Origin of the sequence: Epilithonimonas zeae (assembly GCF_900141765.1) — a bacterium.
Taxonomy (GTDB): Bacteria; Bacteroidota; Bacteroidia; order Flavobacteriales; family Weeksellaceae; genus Epilithonimonas; species Epilithonimonas zeae.
Genome location: NZ_FSRK01000002.1, coordinates 19417 through 35163, shown reverse-complemented (window position 1 = coordinate 35163; position 15747 = coordinate 19417). Strand labels below are relative to the sequence as shown.

Sequence of the window (15747 nt, the reverse complement as noted above, 5' to 3'; positions counted from 1 at the left end):
CAAATTATGATGAATTGTAATTAAATGAAAAAGAATAACACACATAAAATGAATTGGTTTCAGCATTTTCTGATGATTTGTTCCGGAGGGAATATTCATCTGCTGAAAAAATCGCCTTCCGAATGGAACAAGTTTGCCGGAATCGGTGGTATCGTTTTGTTCACTGCTATTTTTGCAACGTTGTCTGCGGGATATGCAATGTTTACAGTTTTCGATAATCTTTGGGCATCTGTAGGATTCGGGATTCTTTGGGGGTTGATGATTTTCAACCTTGATAGATATATTGTTTCCTCAATCAAAAAAACTGGAACTTGGTGGAATCAAATTTTGATGACTATTCCGCGTTTGATTTTAGCGACTTTTCTGGGAATCATTATTTCAAAACCTTTGGAATTAAAAATCTTTGAGAAAGAAGTTAACAAACAACTGAATACGATTATTCAAAGGAATAAAAAACAATTACAGGCTGAAATGAGTGGAAGAATTCTGCAACAATCCGGACCTTTTGATTTGGAAAAGAAACAAATCCAAAATCAAATTAAAACTTATCAGATGGCTTATGATTCTGCTTCTGTTGAATTAGAAAAAGAAATTCTTGGAAAGCAATCTGGTTTAACCAGTGGAAAAGTGGGTTACGGAACTAATGCCAAAAGAAAAGCCGAACTGAAAGAACAAAAACGAGCTGACCTGGAAAATTACCAAAAGCAACAACAGGAAAGATTGCAATATCTCGATAAAGAAATTTCGAAAGTTTATTCTAATCTTGAAACCGAAAGAAAATCGACTGAAGGAGTTGAAGATAAATTCAATGGTTTTGCAGCGAGATTGCAGGCTTTGGATGAATTAGGAAAGAATTCAGCCATCATTGCTTTGGCGGCAAGTTTCATTATGGGATTATTTGTCTGTCTGGAAATTTCGCCGGTTTTGATTAAACTAATTTCTTCGGTTGGACCTTACGATTATCTTTTGGAAAAAACGGAGAACGAATTTAAGCTTTATTCTAAAGAGAAAATCAGAAAAGGAAACTCATTGACCGATTATCGAATCGATGATTTTGAAGATGACCTTAAAATCAGAAAAGAAACAAAACGAAATCAGAATAACACATAAAAAAAAGCTTCCAAGTTAGGAAGCTTTTTTTATTTTAAATTACCGACAACAAAAGGTTGTTCAGCGTTATCGTTATAATCTCGCATAAAACCTATTTCTGTATTTTTTGTAATGGCAGATTTTGAAGTTCCTGAAAAACCATCCCCAAAATCGATACTGAAATCGATATAACTCAACCTATTCTTGGTAAATTTCATTTTGTTAAATACTAAAATGATGTTCTTATCTTTTAGATTTTTCTGCAGGCTCATTAGGTCTTGCCTAGTCATTTCTTTGTTAAAAACAACGGCAATTACTTTCTTATTTGATGTGAAAGAAAGCATTCCGAAAACAAAAACGGTTAAGAATAATAGTGGGAAAAGTGTAGTCTTCTTCATTGGTTTAATAACGCTGCAAAATTATAAAATTATCATCAAACTTGACACCAAAGTTTTTGTTTTTTAATGGATTGTGGGAATATTTTTTGTAATTAAAAAATTATGCCTTCGTCAGTTATCAATCATTACAGTTATCAAGAGGATAAAAAAATACTCCGGATCGTTTATCAATCCGGAGCAGTCTATGATTATCTGAATGTGTCTCAGAAAATTTTTGATGAATTCAAATCTGCTTTCTCAAAAGGAATTTTCTTAAATAAAGTTATTAAGCCAAAATTCAAATTCAGAAAAATCAGCGATTAGCTATAAAGAGTAATTCGGAGCTTCTTGTGTAATGATGACGTCGTGTGGATGAGATTCTTTCAAACCACTTCCCGTTATCATTACCAATTTTGAATCTTTTTGTAATGCTTCAATATCTTTTGCACCACAATAGCCCATTCCAGCACGAAGTCCTCCAGTTAATTGAAAAATTACATCTTCTAATTTTCCTTTGTGAGGAACTCTTCCTTCGATCCCTTCTGGGACAAATTTTTTGGCTTCACTCTGGAAATAACGCTCTTTTCCGCCGCGTTTCATTGCAGAAAGAGAACCCATTCCCTGGTAAGATTTGAATTTTCTGCCTTGAAAGATAATTTCTTCTCCCGGAGCTTCATCTGTTCCAGCAAGAAGTGAACCTAGCATTACAGCGCCAGCACCACTTGCAATCGCTTTTACAATGTCTCCGGAAAGTTTGATTCCACCATCAGCAATCACTGCTACATTTTTCTTCTTAGCGAATTCGTAAACATTATAGATTGCAGATAATTGAGGAACTCCAACACCGGCAACAACTCTTGTTGTACAGATTGAACCTGGACCAACACCAACTTTCAGAACATTGGCACCAGCTTTTATCAAATCTTTTGCAGCATCCGCTGTTACAATATTTCCACCAACGATATCCAAGTCTGGGAAAGTTTTTCTGATTTCTGAGATTTTATCCAAAACACCTTTGGAATGTCCGTGAGCAGAATCAATTGCGACGATGTCAACGCCAGCTTTTACTAAGGCTGTAATTCTTTCAATCGTATCTTCACCAACACCAACTCCGGCTCCAACGATAAGACGGCCGTTTTGGTCTTTGTTTGCATTTGGATATTCTAATTGATTGTCAATGTCTTTAATCGTAATTAATCCAACGAGTTTGTTTTTCTTATCAACAATTGGAAGTTTCTCGATTCTGTTTTTCAGCAAAATTTCTTTCGCTGTTTCCAGATTCGTGGTTTTATCAGAAGTGATGAGGTTGTCTTTGGTCATTATTTCCTCCACTTTCACCTCAAGGTTTTCCTGATATTTCACATCTCTGTTGGTAATGATTCCTATGAGATAATTATTTTTGTCAACCACAGGAAGACCAGAGATTTTGTATTCTGCCATTAAAGCCTTTGCTTCTGCCAAAGTGTGGTCTTTTGACAAAGTTACCGGGTCGGCAATCATTCCGTTTTCGGAACGCTTCACGCTGTTGACCTGAGCTGCCTGTTCTTCGATGGTCATATTTTTATGAATAAAACCCAAACCGCCAACTCTCGCCAATGCAATTGCCAAATCAGCCTCTGTAACCGTATCCATCGCTGCGGAAACTATAGGAACATTAAGCGAAATTTTGTCTGTAAGTCTTGATTTTAAGGAAACCTGATTAGGTAAAACTTCTGAATAAGAAGGGACTAGAAGCACGTCATCGAAAGTGATGGCTGTCTCTACAATTTTGTTATGAATAGACATCTTTACTTTCTTTGCAAAATTAAGCTATTTTTATGGAATTTGAAAATATCATAATTTATTTGATAAATAATTAATATTCAGAGAAATGATGACGATTTAAATAATTGATAAGTGATGGTTGATAAATGATTTTCAAATTCTTATTAGTATTAACAATCATTTATCACTTATCATTAATTAAAACCTGCTGAGGATTCCCCAATGGATCTTTATTTCGTTGAATTTGAAAGGATTACCGAATTCGTTTCCGTTGGAAATTTGAAAACTCATTAAACCAACAGGAAGAAAAAAGTTGAACCCCAGGCCTACACTGTAGAGTTTTGGCGTGATTCCCAGAGCTTTGTTGGACATTTGCCCATATTGCGCAAACAAATCGAAAAAGGCTTGGTCATTTACGAGATAACGATATTCCGCACCGGCAAAAGCGTAAAAATCGCTAACGAGACTCTGTTCGTTGAAACCCCGAAGCGAGTTCCAGCCTCCAAACCGAAAAAGTTCGTTTGTAGATAATTCGTTTTTTGAACTGAGCAAAGCGGATTCTCCTTTGATGTTGAGAAAGTGATTTCCTGACAAATTGAAGTTGTGCTCTGCAAATAAAAAGTATCGGATTTGGTCAAATTTTTCCTGCGTATCGTCGTAAGTTGTCTTCAGAAAATCGGCTTCAACACGGATATTACTTTTGTTGATGAACAGCGGAATATCGCTCCCTTCCTGAAATTGATAATAAAGTCCAATCCCTTTTTTGCTGTAATCTCGACCGCTCGTATAAAGCGAATCAAGAATCGCAGATGATTCAAAAGTTCCTTTCAAACCGAGTTTTTGCTTCGGCGAAAGATGATAATAAACCGCGGGCAAAAATTTAACATTCGCAAAAGTGGAATCCTGACGGAAAATATTGACATTGATATTAAGACCAACATTGCTCCCAAAAGTGTAGGGGATATCGGTTTGCATATCAAAAGTCTGACCTTTGTCGGGATTTCTTTGCCAATAGACACCGATGCTTTCGAAACTGTTGAACATATTTTTCATCTGAACGTTCAAAGTTCCATTGACTGTGAATTTTTCGGTTTTATCATTTCCGAAGCCAATCATTCCGTCAAAAGTGTTCGTTTTTCGTTTCTGGGTAAAGAGAAAAACCTGTGTAGAATCTTTGGTAAATAATGTCTGCGGTGGTTTTTCCAACGAAACAAATTGATGATTTTGCAAAGACTGATTCATAGAAATCAAATTCTTGTCATCATAGTTTTTTCCAAGATATTGTTTGTTGAGATTCTTAACGAATTGTTTCGGTAAACGCGTGTAACCTTTGAAAACGATGCCGTCAATTTTCCTCTGAGAAGCGGTGACAACGGAGATTTTTACTAAGGGAATTCCGTTTTCCATTTTCTGGAATTTGGTTTTGACACGATTGAAAGCGAAACCTTTGTCCCGATATTTTTGATTGATATTCTTCTTAAGCGAATCTAAATTTTTTGTGTAAATCTCATTCTTTTGAAACTTCAAATCATTAACTAAAGAATCTGAAAATTTGACATTGGCTTTGTTGAAATTTGGACCTTTGTCATAATAGATTTCAGTTCTGTTTTCAATTTTTTTGACGTCTTTCAGTTCTGTGAAAAAGTAAGAATTCTCGGTTAATGAATCCAGAAACTTAACAGCTTTCGCCGAATCGGAAACGATTTTTTTTGCGTTGGTTTCTTTGTCGATAAGCCAATATTCTTTTTTCTGCGCTGTTGAAAATGTAAAAAAGAAGAATGAAATCAAAACTGTAAATCTGAACAAAGCGTAACGAAGCGAAGAATCTTTTGTTGGAGATTCGTCATTCCATTTTACTGCATTCAGAATATCATTTTGCATATTTTAGAAACAGAAATCAACTTTAATTATTGTTTGATTTTGGGATTGGCTTTCGGAATCGTAGAATTGGACTTGATTTCTAATTTTTTGCTCAAGTTAGGAAACGCTTTAATAAGATTTTCTTTGGACTGATTTAGCGTATTGATGAACGTCCAGTTTTTACCTTTGTTACTGGAAATTGCAATCATAGTATTCTTGTTACTACTCGTTCCTTTTGGTGTTTTAATAACACTTTCTTCATCAATGGTAACTTGGATTTCATTGTTTTGATTAATGAATTTTCCAGGATTTTTATAAGTCAAACTTTGAATACTGATGTCTTTTCCCATTTTCGCGTACATCATTTTCATCATCATCACCGTATTGCTTTTTCCTCCAGTTAGTTCAAAAGATTTTGGATAAATGTATTCGACGAATGTTTCAAAATCCTTTTTTAGGAAAGAATTTTTCATCGCATTCAGATCGCGATTTAGATTTTGATTGGATGTCTGTGCGAAACATAAGCTTCCAATTAATAATAAAAGTAATTTCTTCATTATCAATCCATTTTATTATATTTCTTCATCAGATTTTCATAAGTACTCTGAGGTAAAATCCATTTCAACGGAATACCAATTTTTTGTCCGAATTTGCCAAAATAATAATGCGCTTTCCATTTTGATTTTCCTAAAAGCTGATCAACATAAACTGCAACATCAAAAGGTTCGGTTCCGTCGCCAACGTGGGAATTCATCAAAGCATAGACTTTCTCGAAGACATTTCTGTAAGGCTCAGACACTTTAGTTTTTACACGATTTTCCGCAATATTCGTTTTTATATCACCCAAATGGAGTGAGCAAACGTGGATATTCCAAGGGTAAACTTCGTATCGTATTGCTTCCGTCACTTTGTCCAAAGCAGATTTGGAGGCAGAATAAAATCCACGGAAAGGCAATCCCATTTCGGAACCGATGCTGGAAACGTTGACGATTTTTCCGGATTTCTGTTCTCTCATTTTCGGAAGAACAGCCGTCATCATTTGTACAGAGCCAATCAAATTGAGATTGAATAACTTCGTAATATCTTCTTTGCTTGAATCCTCAACTGCACCAACCATTCCCATTCCGGCATTGTTGATAAGCACATCGATTCTGGTTTCTGTTTTCAGGATTTCAGAAATAGCATTGTCGATTTGGTCTTTTTCGGTAATATCGGTTGGAATCGAAACGAAATAATCTGAACTCACAGATTTCCTGCTAAGTCCATAAACTTTGTTCCCTTTCTTCCCGAAATATTCTGCAAGTGCAAATCCAATTCCGGATGATGCGCCTGTGATGATGATTGTTTTTGACATTTAGAAGTTAAATGATTTTTTTGAATTAGGAATTTTGATTTCATTTTTCCCCATTTTATAGTCGCTCATTTTTATGAGTTTGGGAATTTTGTAAATGAATTCTTTATAGTAATTTTTAGGAACTTCTCTTTCGTATCCGCTGTCACATTCAGAATATTGGTCATCGATAATAACTTTACCAGTTGAAAAATTGATTTCGTTGGAGAAATTAAATTCGCAGGTGTCATCAAATTTAACCAAAGCACCAATCAGATAAAAATCACCGTTTTGGAATCTATAAGTGTTTTTTGAAGTCACAGTATGTCTAGAATTTGAAAAATAAGATTGAAAAATGATTAGGCAATTATTTTTAATACTCAATTCCAATTCATTGCTTTCTGGATAAAATCCTTCTTTACTATCGAAGAGCAGATTAGAATTCTCTTGCCAAACTTTTAATTTACCATTGATGTTTTTTAAGATGTATAACTTTCTTTCAAGCCCTTTGGATATGGTATTAATTATCTTATCAGTATTGGAAATAATTACTGTTTCATCTTTTCCGTCTTTGTCCAGATCGCCTTTTGTTTCCAAGATTTTCTCGTAACGTTTTGGAATAATGAAATCCTTCAGTTCCTGAGATTGGAGAACTGAGAATAATGTTATTGTGAAGAAAGAAAAGAGATGTTTCATTTAGATTGGTTTTGAAACTTCAGCAAAATCTTCCCAAAACTCAGGATAAGATTTTTCTACAACGTCTTCGTTCTCGATATTCAGTTCTTTAACCAACGCAAAAGGTGCAAAAGCCATTGCCATTCTGTGGTCGTTGTAAGTCGCAATAGAAATGTTATCTTCTGGCTCAATAAATTCACAAGATTCGATTTTTTCCACTGTGATATGTGTTTTTCCACCGATTTTCAATAATTCATTTTGAAGCGCCACCAGTCGGTCGGTTTCTTTAACTTTTAAAGTATGAAGTCCAGTTATAATGAATGGAATTTTCAATGCCGTTGCTGTTACACAAAGGGTTTGCGCAATGTCAGGACAATCATTCATATCCAGAGAAATCAATTCAGGATATTCAAAAGCGGGTTCAGGTAATAATGAAATCGAGTTTTCTGCATAATCAGAAACGGTGTTGATTCCAAAATATTTCCAGTAGATTTCTTTAATCACGCTGTCGCCTTGTAGAGAAAGTGTATGATAGCTTTTCAGAGTAATCGATTTTCTACCAATCGCCGACAATGAATAGAAATAAGAAGCAGAAGACCAATCGCTTTCCACCTCGTAATGTTCGGTTCTGAAATTATCAGAATGTGCAACAATTTCTATTTTATTTTCTGCAAAATGAGATTTGATTCCAATTTCGTTCAGGATTTTCAAAGTCATTTCGAGATAAGGTCGGGATGTGATTTCGCCTTCCAATTCCAAGGTCAAACCGTTTTGTAATTTTCCTCCAATTAAAATCAAAGAAGTTAAAAATTGGCTGGAAACATTGGCCGAAATTTTAACCGAATTTTTCTGCAATTTCTTTCCGATGATTTGCAACGGCGGAAATCCTTCTTTTTCAAGATAAGTGATGTCAGCCCCAAGAGATTGAAGTGCATCTACCAAAGGTTTGATTGGTCTGTTTTTCATTCTGTCAGAACCTGTCAAAATGGTTTTCCTGCCTTCAAAAATGGAATAATAAGAAGTCAAAAATCGCATCGCCGTTCCAGCGTGGTGAATATCAATGGTTTCGGAATCAGATTCCAAAGCTTTTTTCAACAAAGTGGTGTCCTGAGAATTGGAAAGATTAAGCATGTCAATATTCCCAAACAATTTCCCTAAAATCAAAAGACGGTTCGAAATACTTTTCGAACCGGTAATTTGGATTTTTTGATTATCGATTAATTCAGATTTTTTTAATATCATTTTTCTTTATTGGTGTCAAAAGTATTAAGTATTAATGATTCTAATTCGTGAATTCATTCTACATTATTACATTGTACAAATTATTTTAATTTCTGGTTATTTTGATGTCTGTCCTTGTCCCTGTCTGTTTTCACTTTCATTTTTTTATCGAAAGCGGCTTGTAAATCTGTTCCGGTTTGGTTGGCTAGACAAAGAGTTACGAATAGAACGTCGGCCAATTCTTCGCCCAAATCTTTTGACTTGTCGGATTCTTTTTCAGATTGTTCGCCGTATCTTCGGGCAATGATTCTGGCGACTTCGCCCACTTCTTCTGTCAGCATCGCCATATTCGTCAACTCATTGAAATAGCGGACACCGATGGTTTTTATCCATTCATCAACCTGATTCTGTAGCGTTGTAATTTCCATTATTGATAAGCTCCGATTGTGAGAAGACCATTTCTAGGATTACCAACGATATCTATTGCAGTAACATTATTTGTCCCAACTCCTTTTCCTCTTGCTGGCGAATCAGCTTTAACTCTAAGATTCATTTTTTGAGTAAAATAATTCTGGAATTTTGGGTCTTCATTGGCGGTATTAGTATTACCAATGGTTAAACCAGAATTAGAAGTAAATTTCAATAATGAATTTCTGAATTCATATTCAAAAGCTAAGACATTTCCATTAGATTTATTAATTGAAATCATATCAGGAGTATCTCCATAAATAATTGAATTGTTGACATTCAATTTAAAATCTCCAATTTCAGGTTCGCCATTTTCATTTTCCCAAATATCACTTGCATAGATTCCCAAAGCAGACATCGAAGGATTCAAATTCCAGTAATTAGCAATCGTACAATAATTAAGTGTATAATCTCCACCAGCAGCAATCGCAAGGTCAGCTTCACCGCAGTTGTTCATCACAACATTGTTCATTATAAGTTTGGAATGTATTCCATAAACGCCAACACTTTGAAATGTATGAAAAATAGAATTATTAATTGTTGCAGTATTTTTTTTGAGTTGTAAGCCAACATTCCCTCCAAAAACTCTGGCATAATTCATATTAAGAAGAGAACCTTCTTCCATTTTAATTCCGTTCCAGTTGGCTGGCAAAGTATCGTATTTGGTATCACTTCTATCACCTCGGAAAATCACTTCTTCGCCTAAAGCACCTTTTACATCAAGAATCGATTTTTTTGCAAAATTCATTCCGCTGTTTTTTCGGAAATAGACTTTTGTTCCTTGTTCCATTGTCAGAGTTTTACCTTCAGCAATAGTCAAATCTCCAAAAATGATTTTAGCTTTATTATTTGTCCAGGTTGTATTTTCTGAAATGATATTTGGATTTGTATCGGTTTTAATAAAATATTCTGCATCCTGAACCACGGAGAAAAGTGTCACTTTCTGTTCACCAGCAGGTGTGTTGAAAACCACTTTGTCTTCGGCAATAGCCTCCGGAGCATATGCAATAGGCGCAATTTCTACGAAAACATAAAGACTATCTTTCTTTCTCAGAGCCACATTTTCGAAACTTGTTCCGACTTTCCCATCTACATTGATTCTGTAAAGTGAACCACTGCCGCCTTCCAAAGCAATTCTTGGAATGAGAACATCCTTATTTTCATTATTGTAAACCTTTACAGCATAAGTTTCCGAACGCATTTGGTTGTAAACGGTGTCGCAAAAAACCGTGTCAGTAGAGAAACGCAGCAATTGACTTGGTGCATCAAACGAAATATCATCACGATTACAGCCTGCTAATAACAAAAGTGACCAAAATGCAATTCCCAAAAGTATTTTAATTTTCATTGAGCTTGTTTAATCTTCAAAACTACAAAATTTAAATTTTTATTTTGTAAAGGCGAGGATATTTTAATGTTATTAAGCAAAAATCCTTTCAAGAGCTGAAAGGATTAGATATTTAGAAGCATAATTTATTCTTTTATAAATTTCTTATTGATTGTTTCCCCAGTTTTTGTTTTACCAGATATAATGTAATTGCCCTTTGCAAGTTTTGATACATTAATCGATTTTTCAGAACTTGAAATTTGTTTTACAACTTTTCCCGAAAGGTCTGAAATTCTAAAATTTGAAACATCTTGTGAAAAATTGAGAATGTCTTTTGCGGGATTAGGGTAGATTGTAATTTCTATTTTATTAATATCGTTTACAGCTAAGATGCAGTTTGTGTTATAACTTGCTGTTGCATCTTTTTGCCAACCGCTATTAGAACTGGCATTTGCAATATTATCAACTTCTATACAGTTAAGTTGTGGGTTATTATAACTATACATATATATCAGATTTTCATTATTCCCATTTTTCAGAATAAGATTTGTCAATTTATTATTATAACATTCAAGCCAACGTAAGTTGGTATTTTTACTGAAATCCAAACTTGTCAATAGGTTATCATAACAAAAAAAATACATTAATGTGGTAATATTATTAATATTTAAATTTGTCAATTGGTTTATTTGGCAATTTAAATATTTTAAAGCTGTATTTTTGCTTATATCTAAGCTTGTTAGTTGGTTTTGATAGCAATATAATTGTATCAATTTTAAATTATTACTAATATCCAAAGTCTTTAATGGGTTATTACCGCAATATAATTGTAACAATTCAGTATTTTTACTTACATCCAAATTTGTAAGTTGGTTGTCATAACAAAAAATTGTTATCAAATCTATGTTTTTACTTACATCAAGACTTGTTAGTAGGTTGCCGTAGCACAATAATGTTTTTAATTTCGTATTCTTACTTATATCGAGACTCGTCAGTTGGTTTGGGAACGTACTACCTGATTCTGAATAACACGATAAACCAGTAATATTTACAAATGCTTCTATTCCTGTTAGGTTGGTAATGCCTTTATCATAAATATTAATCGTGCCTGCGAAAGCATTAGCTTCCGAAACTTGTATTTGGCTATCTCCATTTGTATTGATTTCAGAATTTGCTACCAAGTACGCTTTAAAATTAGCATCAGAAATATTGACAATCTGAGCATTGATAAGACTTGCAATTCCCAGAATTAAAGTTAGAACAAATGTTTTCTTCATAATTAGTTTTATTTAAATGGTTATCAAATTTTTGCTGCAAATGTAAAATTTTCTATTGAATTTTAAATAATATAAAACTAACTAACATTTGTTAGTTAAATAAAAATGCGTAAGTTTGTTTAAATCACATTCATAATTCGATATTTGAATTAATTACCTGAATGTCAAATGTTTAAATATGGAAATGACCAAAAGACATTTTTTAAACAAAGAAATTTCTCTGGCTGATTTACTCAAATCAGCTTATCGTCTGATGTTTACGGCAAAAACGATGACCGATTTGTTTGAGCAGGAAAAAAAAATCACTTCGAAGTACGTTCACGCCACTTCCCGCGGACACGAAGCGATTCAGCTGGCTTTGGGAATGCAGTTGTTACCTCAGGATTTCGTGAGTCCTTATTATAGAGACGATTCTATTTTGTTAGGAATAGGAATCACGCCTTACGAATTGATGCTTCAGCTTTTATCAAAACGTGACGACCCATTTTCTGGCGGAAGAACTTACTACGCCCATCCAAGTTTAAGACGAGAAGATTTTCCGAAAATCATCCACCAAAGTTCCGGAACAGGAATGCAAGCCATCCCAACCACCGGAATTGCAATGGGAATAAAGTACAAAGAAGAAACCGGAATTGCTGAAAACCTTGAAGAAAATCCAATTGCAGTTTGTTCCCTCGGTGATGCAAGTTGCACAGAAGGCGAAGTTTCTGAAGCTTTTCAAATGGCAGCATTGAAACAATTACCAATTCTTTATCTGGTTCAGGATAACGAATGGGACATTTCTGCAAATGCAAAAGAAATCCGAGCGCAAGATATCACAGAATATATGCGCGGTTTCAACGGCATCGAAACCAGAACGATTGACGGAACAGATTTTATCAAATCCTACGAAACCGTCAAAGAGTGCATCAAAATAATTCGTGAAGAACGCCGACCAATGCTGATTCACGCCAAAGTTCCATTGTTAAATCATCACACTTCCGGCGTCAGAAAAGAATGGTACCGCGATGATTTGGAAGAATGTGCGAAGAATGACCCATTAATCAAATTAAGAAATCAACTTTCAGAATTCAGCATAGAAGATTCTGAAGTCGAAACCATAGAAAAAGAAGTTGTAGAACTCGTAAGAACCGATTTCGAGAATGCAATTCTGGCAGAAGACCCAAAACCTGAAGACACTTACAAACACGATTTTGCACCAACGCCAATCACCGAAGAAAAAGGAGAACGTGCCCCAAGTGGAAAAATCCCAACCGTAATGGTAGATTGCGCACTTTTCGCCATCAGAGAATTGATGACCAAACATCCGGAAGCCTTATTATATGGGCAAGATGTTGGATTGAGATTAGGCGGCGTTTTTCGTGAAGCGATTACGTTGGCAGCACAATTTGGAGAGAAACGGGTTTTCAATACACCAATTCAGGAAGCGTTTATCGTTGGTTCAACGGTTGGAATGAGCGCAGTTGGACTGAAACCAATTGTTGAAGTTCAATTCGCCGATTACATTTGGCCCGGCCTAAATCAATTGTTCACGGAAGTTTCCAGAAGTTATTATTTGTCTAATGGAAAATGGCCGGTGTCAATGATTCTCCGCGTTCCGATTGGCGCTTACGGAAGTGGCGGACCTTATCACTCAAGTTCGGTTGAAAGTGTTTTGACGAATATCAAAGGAATTAAAATCGCTTATCCATCAACCGGTGCAGATTTGAAAGGTTTAATGAAAGCCGCTTTCTATGACCCAAATCCTGTCGTAATGTTGGAACATAAAGGATTGTATTGGTCAAAAATCGAGGGAACAGAAGCTGCAAAAACTATTGAGCCGGACGAAGATTACATCATTCCGTTTGGAAAAGCAAGAGAAGTTTTACTTTGTAATAATCAAAAAGATATACCAACGTTGACCATCATCACTTACGGAATGGGCGTTTATTGGGCTTCGAATGCAGCAAAAGAATTTAACAATCAAATCGAAATCATTGATTTAAGAACGCTCGCACCTTTAGATGAAAACCGCGTTTTCGAAAGTGTTAAAAAACACAACCGTTGCATCGTTTTGACAGAAGAGCCTGTGAATAATAGTTTTGCTCAAAGTCTGGCAGCGAGAATCAACGACAATTGTTTCAGACATCTGGACGCTCCAGTAAAAGTGGTTGGCGCAAAAGATTTGCCTGCAATTCCTATCAATTCCGAATTGGAAAAGGAGATGTTGCCAAACACACAGAAATTAATTAAAGAAATAGAACAATTGTTGAAGTACTAAGCTCCGTAGGAGCGAAAGGTTTGTAGCAAAACGATTTTATTTTAAAGGAACTCCGTAGGAGTGACACATTATGATAAAGGAATTAATAATTAATAAGAAAAACAAAATCAATAAGAAAGAATTAATTTTGTCCGAAGCCGCAATGCTTTTCAAAGAAAAAGGTTTCGGCGGAACCAGTATGCGCGACCTTGCTGAAAAAGTAGGAATGGAAGCGGCAAGTATGTACAATCACATCAAGTCCAAAGACGAAATTCTCGAATTGATTTGTTTCAAAATTGCCAATCAATATATTTCGCAACTTCAGGAAATCGAAAATACAAACCAGACTTTTCAGGAAAAACTGAATGCCATCATCGGACTTCACGTTCAATTGATTATCGAAGATTCGGCCTCAGTTTCTGTAGCGAATAACGATTGGAAATATTTGTCTAATGACAAGAAAGAACAGTACAAAGAGACCAGAAAATCCTATGAAAAAAGCTTTGCCAACATCATAGAACAAGGAATGCAAAACGGCGAATTCAAAAAAATGAATGTTTCCGTCGCACTTTTTACAATGTTATCTTCATTAAGGTGGATTGAACTTTGGTACAAACCAAGCCGCGAAATCACACCACAGGAACTGGAAGATGATTTGAAAACATTATTAATGACTGGCTTAAATAAGTAGAAAAAACTTATTTAAGCGTAAGCGGCTTTGCGAACTTAAAAACATAAAGTAAATCAAAAAAACTTTGCGCACTTTGCGTTTAAATAAAATGTCAGTAAATTTTCATCAATTAAAAGTCAAAAAAGTCAAGAAAGAAACGCAGGATTGTGTTTCCGTGAGTTTTGATGTGCCTGCAGAATTGGCAGAACAATTCAAATTCACGCAAGGCCAATACCTGACTTTCCGACAAATCAATGGCAACGAGGAACTTCGCCGCTCATATTCAATCTGTGCAAGTCCACACGAAAACGAATTGAAAGTCGCTGTGAAAAAAGTGCCCGAAGGTCTGTTCTCTTCTTTTATGAACGACAACCTGAAAGAAGGCGACGTCTTGGAAGTAATGCCTCCAATGGGAAAATTCTACACAGAACTGAATCCCGAAAACAAGAAAACTTACGTTGCTTTTGCAGCAGGAAGTGGCATCACACCAATTATTTCCATTATCAAATCAGTTTTGAAAAACGAGCCTCAAAGCCAGTTCATTCTGATTTACGGGAACAAAAACAAAGCAACCATCATTTTCAAAGAAGAAATCGAAGCTTTGAAAAACCGATTTATGGAACGCCTCAGCATTTATCACATTCTCAGCCGCGAGGTTGCAGATGCCGATTTGTTGAGTGGCAGAATCAATTCTGAGAAATCAAAATCATTCCTTAATCATATCATTCCGGCAGAAAAAATCGATGAGGTTTTCCTTTGCGGACCAGAGGAAATGATTCTCGGCGTGAGAGACACTTTGGTCAGTTCCGGCGTGGATGCCAAGAAAATTCACTTCGAATTATTCTTCAGTGCAGCCTCAGCCGAAAAGAAAAAAGAACACGAATCCGCAATCAATAAATCGGATGATGTATTTAGTAAAGTCACGGTCAAGTTGGATGCAACCGCTCTGAAATTAGACTTAGCTTACCACGGCCCAACCATTCTGGACGCTGCTTTGCAAAACGGAGCCGACTTGCCGTACGCCTGCAAAGGCGGTGTTTGCGCCACTTGCAAATGCAAACTGGAAAAAGGCGAAGTCGTGATGGACATCAATTATTCCCTCGAACCGGACGAGATTGCCGCAGGATTTATCTTATCTTGTCAGGCGCATCCAAGGTCGGAGGAAGTGGTTGTGAATTTTGATATTAAATAAAATAATAATTATGGCAGCTTAATCCGCCTTCCGCTCCCAATCTTTTTTGCAGACGATTTGTCTTCAATAGAAAACGAGTAAAAGCAAAAAAGGATTTCCGTTCAAGTCGGGCTGCAGATTCGGTATAAAACGAGAGTAGGTCATAACCAAGAAGTTTGTCATTCCGTAGGAGACCTAGCGAAGTGGTTCGACGAAGTCAATCTCAACGATTTAGATTCCTACGGAATGACAAAAGAACGTTAAAATTAATTCTTATAT

The 15747-nt window shown here is 35.6% G+C and carries 15 protein-coding genes; 5 read left to right on the top strand and 10 right to left on the bottom strand.

All coding sequences use genetic code 11. The features are described from left to right. Nucleotides 1–24 precede the first annotated feature (24 nt). A complete protein-coding gene (locus BUR19_RS11895; RefSeq protein ID WP_074235691.1) occupies nucleotides 25–1110 on the top strand; it encodes a DUF4407 domain-containing protein in 1086 nt (361 codons plus the stop codon). Between the two features lie 29 nt (nucleotides 1111–1139). Here BUR19_RS11895 and BUR19_RS11890 read toward each other — a convergent pair whose 3' ends face one another. Then, entirely contained in the window at nucleotides 1140–1487 is a 348-nt protein-coding gene (locus tag BUR19_RS11890) for a hypothetical protein (protein WP_074235690.1), read from the bottom strand. 102 nt (nucleotides 1488–1589) lie between these two features. Here BUR19_RS11890 and BUR19_RS11885 point away from each other — a divergent pair, with 102 nt between their 5' ends. Further along, the gene (locus tag BUR19_RS11885; RefSeq protein WP_074235689.1) at nucleotides 1590–1790 is read left to right on the top strand and encodes a KTSC domain-containing protein; all 201 of its coding nucleotides are present in this window, start codon (nucleotides 1590–1592) and stop codon (nucleotides 1788–1790) included. On the opposite strand, the gene guaB is transcribed toward BUR19_RS11885, so the two are convergent. The 9 genes from guaB to BUR19_RS11840 form a co-directional block, all read right to left on the bottom strand. Then, complete coding sequence (gene guaB, locus BUR19_RS11880; RefSeq protein WP_074235688.1) at nucleotides 1791–3251, bottom strand: IMP dehydrogenase; 1461 nt, start codon at nucleotides 3249–3251, stop codon at nucleotides 1791–1793. A gap of 177 nt (nucleotides 3252–3428) precedes the next feature. Beyond that, nucleotides 3429–5111, bottom strand: a complete 1683-nt coding sequence (locus tag BUR19_RS11875) for a BamA/TamA family outer membrane protein (protein ID WP_245799074.1) — start codon at nucleotides 5109–5111, stop codon at nucleotides 3429–3431. A gap of 26 nt (nucleotides 5112–5137) precedes the next feature. After that, nucleotides 5138–5647 (bottom strand): hypothetical protein, encoded by a 510-nt coding sequence (locus tag BUR19_RS11870; RefSeq protein ID WP_074235687.1) that lies wholly within the window; start codon nucleotides 5645–5647, stop codon nucleotides 5138–5140. Between the two features lie 2 nt (nucleotides 5648–5649). Continuing rightward, nucleotides 5650–6444: an SDR family oxidoreductase gene (locus BUR19_RS11865; protein ID WP_074235686.1), complete on the bottom strand. Its 795-nt coding sequence runs from the start codon at nucleotides 6442–6444 to the stop codon at nucleotides 5650–5652. Then, nucleotides 6445–7116 carry a hypothetical protein gene (locus BUR19_RS11860; protein WP_074235685.1) on the bottom strand — a complete coding sequence of 224 codons (672 nt, stop codon included), beginning with the start codon at nucleotides 7114–7116 and terminating at the stop codon, nucleotides 6445–6447. It abuts the gene before it with no gap. Beyond that, nucleotides 7117–8337, bottom strand: a complete 1221-nt coding sequence (locus BUR19_RS11855) for a 3-phosphoshikimate 1-carboxyvinyltransferase (protein WP_074235684.1) — start codon at nucleotides 8335–8337, stop codon at nucleotides 7117–7119. Between the two features lie 80 nt (nucleotides 8338–8417). Continuing rightward, on the bottom strand, nucleotides 8418–8744 hold the full coding sequence (locus BUR19_RS11850; RefSeq protein ID WP_074235683.1) for a nucleotide pyrophosphohydrolase: 327 nt from the start codon (nucleotides 8742–8744) through the stop codon (nucleotides 8418–8420). Further along, the gene (locus BUR19_RS11845) at nucleotides 8744–10132 is read right to left on the bottom strand and encodes a hypothetical protein (protein WP_074235682.1); all 1389 of its coding nucleotides are present in this window, start codon (nucleotides 10130–10132) and stop codon (nucleotides 8744–8746) included. The genes BUR19_RS11850 and BUR19_RS11845 overlap by 1 nt, the downstream gene beginning before the upstream one ends. A gap of 125 nt (nucleotides 10133–10257) precedes the next feature. Next, nucleotides 10258–11388, bottom strand: coding sequence for a T9SS type A sorting domain-containing protein (locus BUR19_RS11840; protein WP_074235681.1), 1131 nt, complete (start codon nucleotides 11386–11388; stop codon nucleotides 10258–10260). A gap of 178 nt (nucleotides 11389–11566) precedes the next feature. Between BUR19_RS11840 and BUR19_RS11835 the strand changes: the two genes are divergently transcribed. The 3 genes from BUR19_RS11835 (at nucleotide 11567) to paaE (ending at nucleotide 15489) form a co-directional block, all read left to right on the top strand. After that, nucleotides 11567–13648, top strand: a complete 2082-nt coding sequence (locus BUR19_RS11835; protein WP_245799073.1) for an alpha-ketoacid dehydrogenase subunit alpha/beta — start codon at nucleotides 11567–11569, stop codon at nucleotides 13646–13648. 70 nt (nucleotides 13649–13718) lie between these two features. Continuing rightward, nucleotides 13719–14318, top strand: coding sequence for a TetR/AcrR family transcriptional regulator (locus BUR19_RS11830; RefSeq protein WP_074235680.1), 600 nt, complete (start codon nucleotides 13719–13721; stop codon nucleotides 14316–14318). 88 nt (nucleotides 14319–14406) lie between these two features. After that, nucleotides 14407–15489: a 1,2-phenylacetyl-CoA epoxidase subunit PaaE gene (paaE, locus tag BUR19_RS11825; RefSeq protein WP_074235679.1), complete on the top strand. Its 1083-nt coding sequence runs from the start codon at nucleotides 14407–14409 to the stop codon at nucleotides 15487–15489. The last annotated feature ends 258 nt before the right edge of the window (nucleotides 15490–15747 follow it).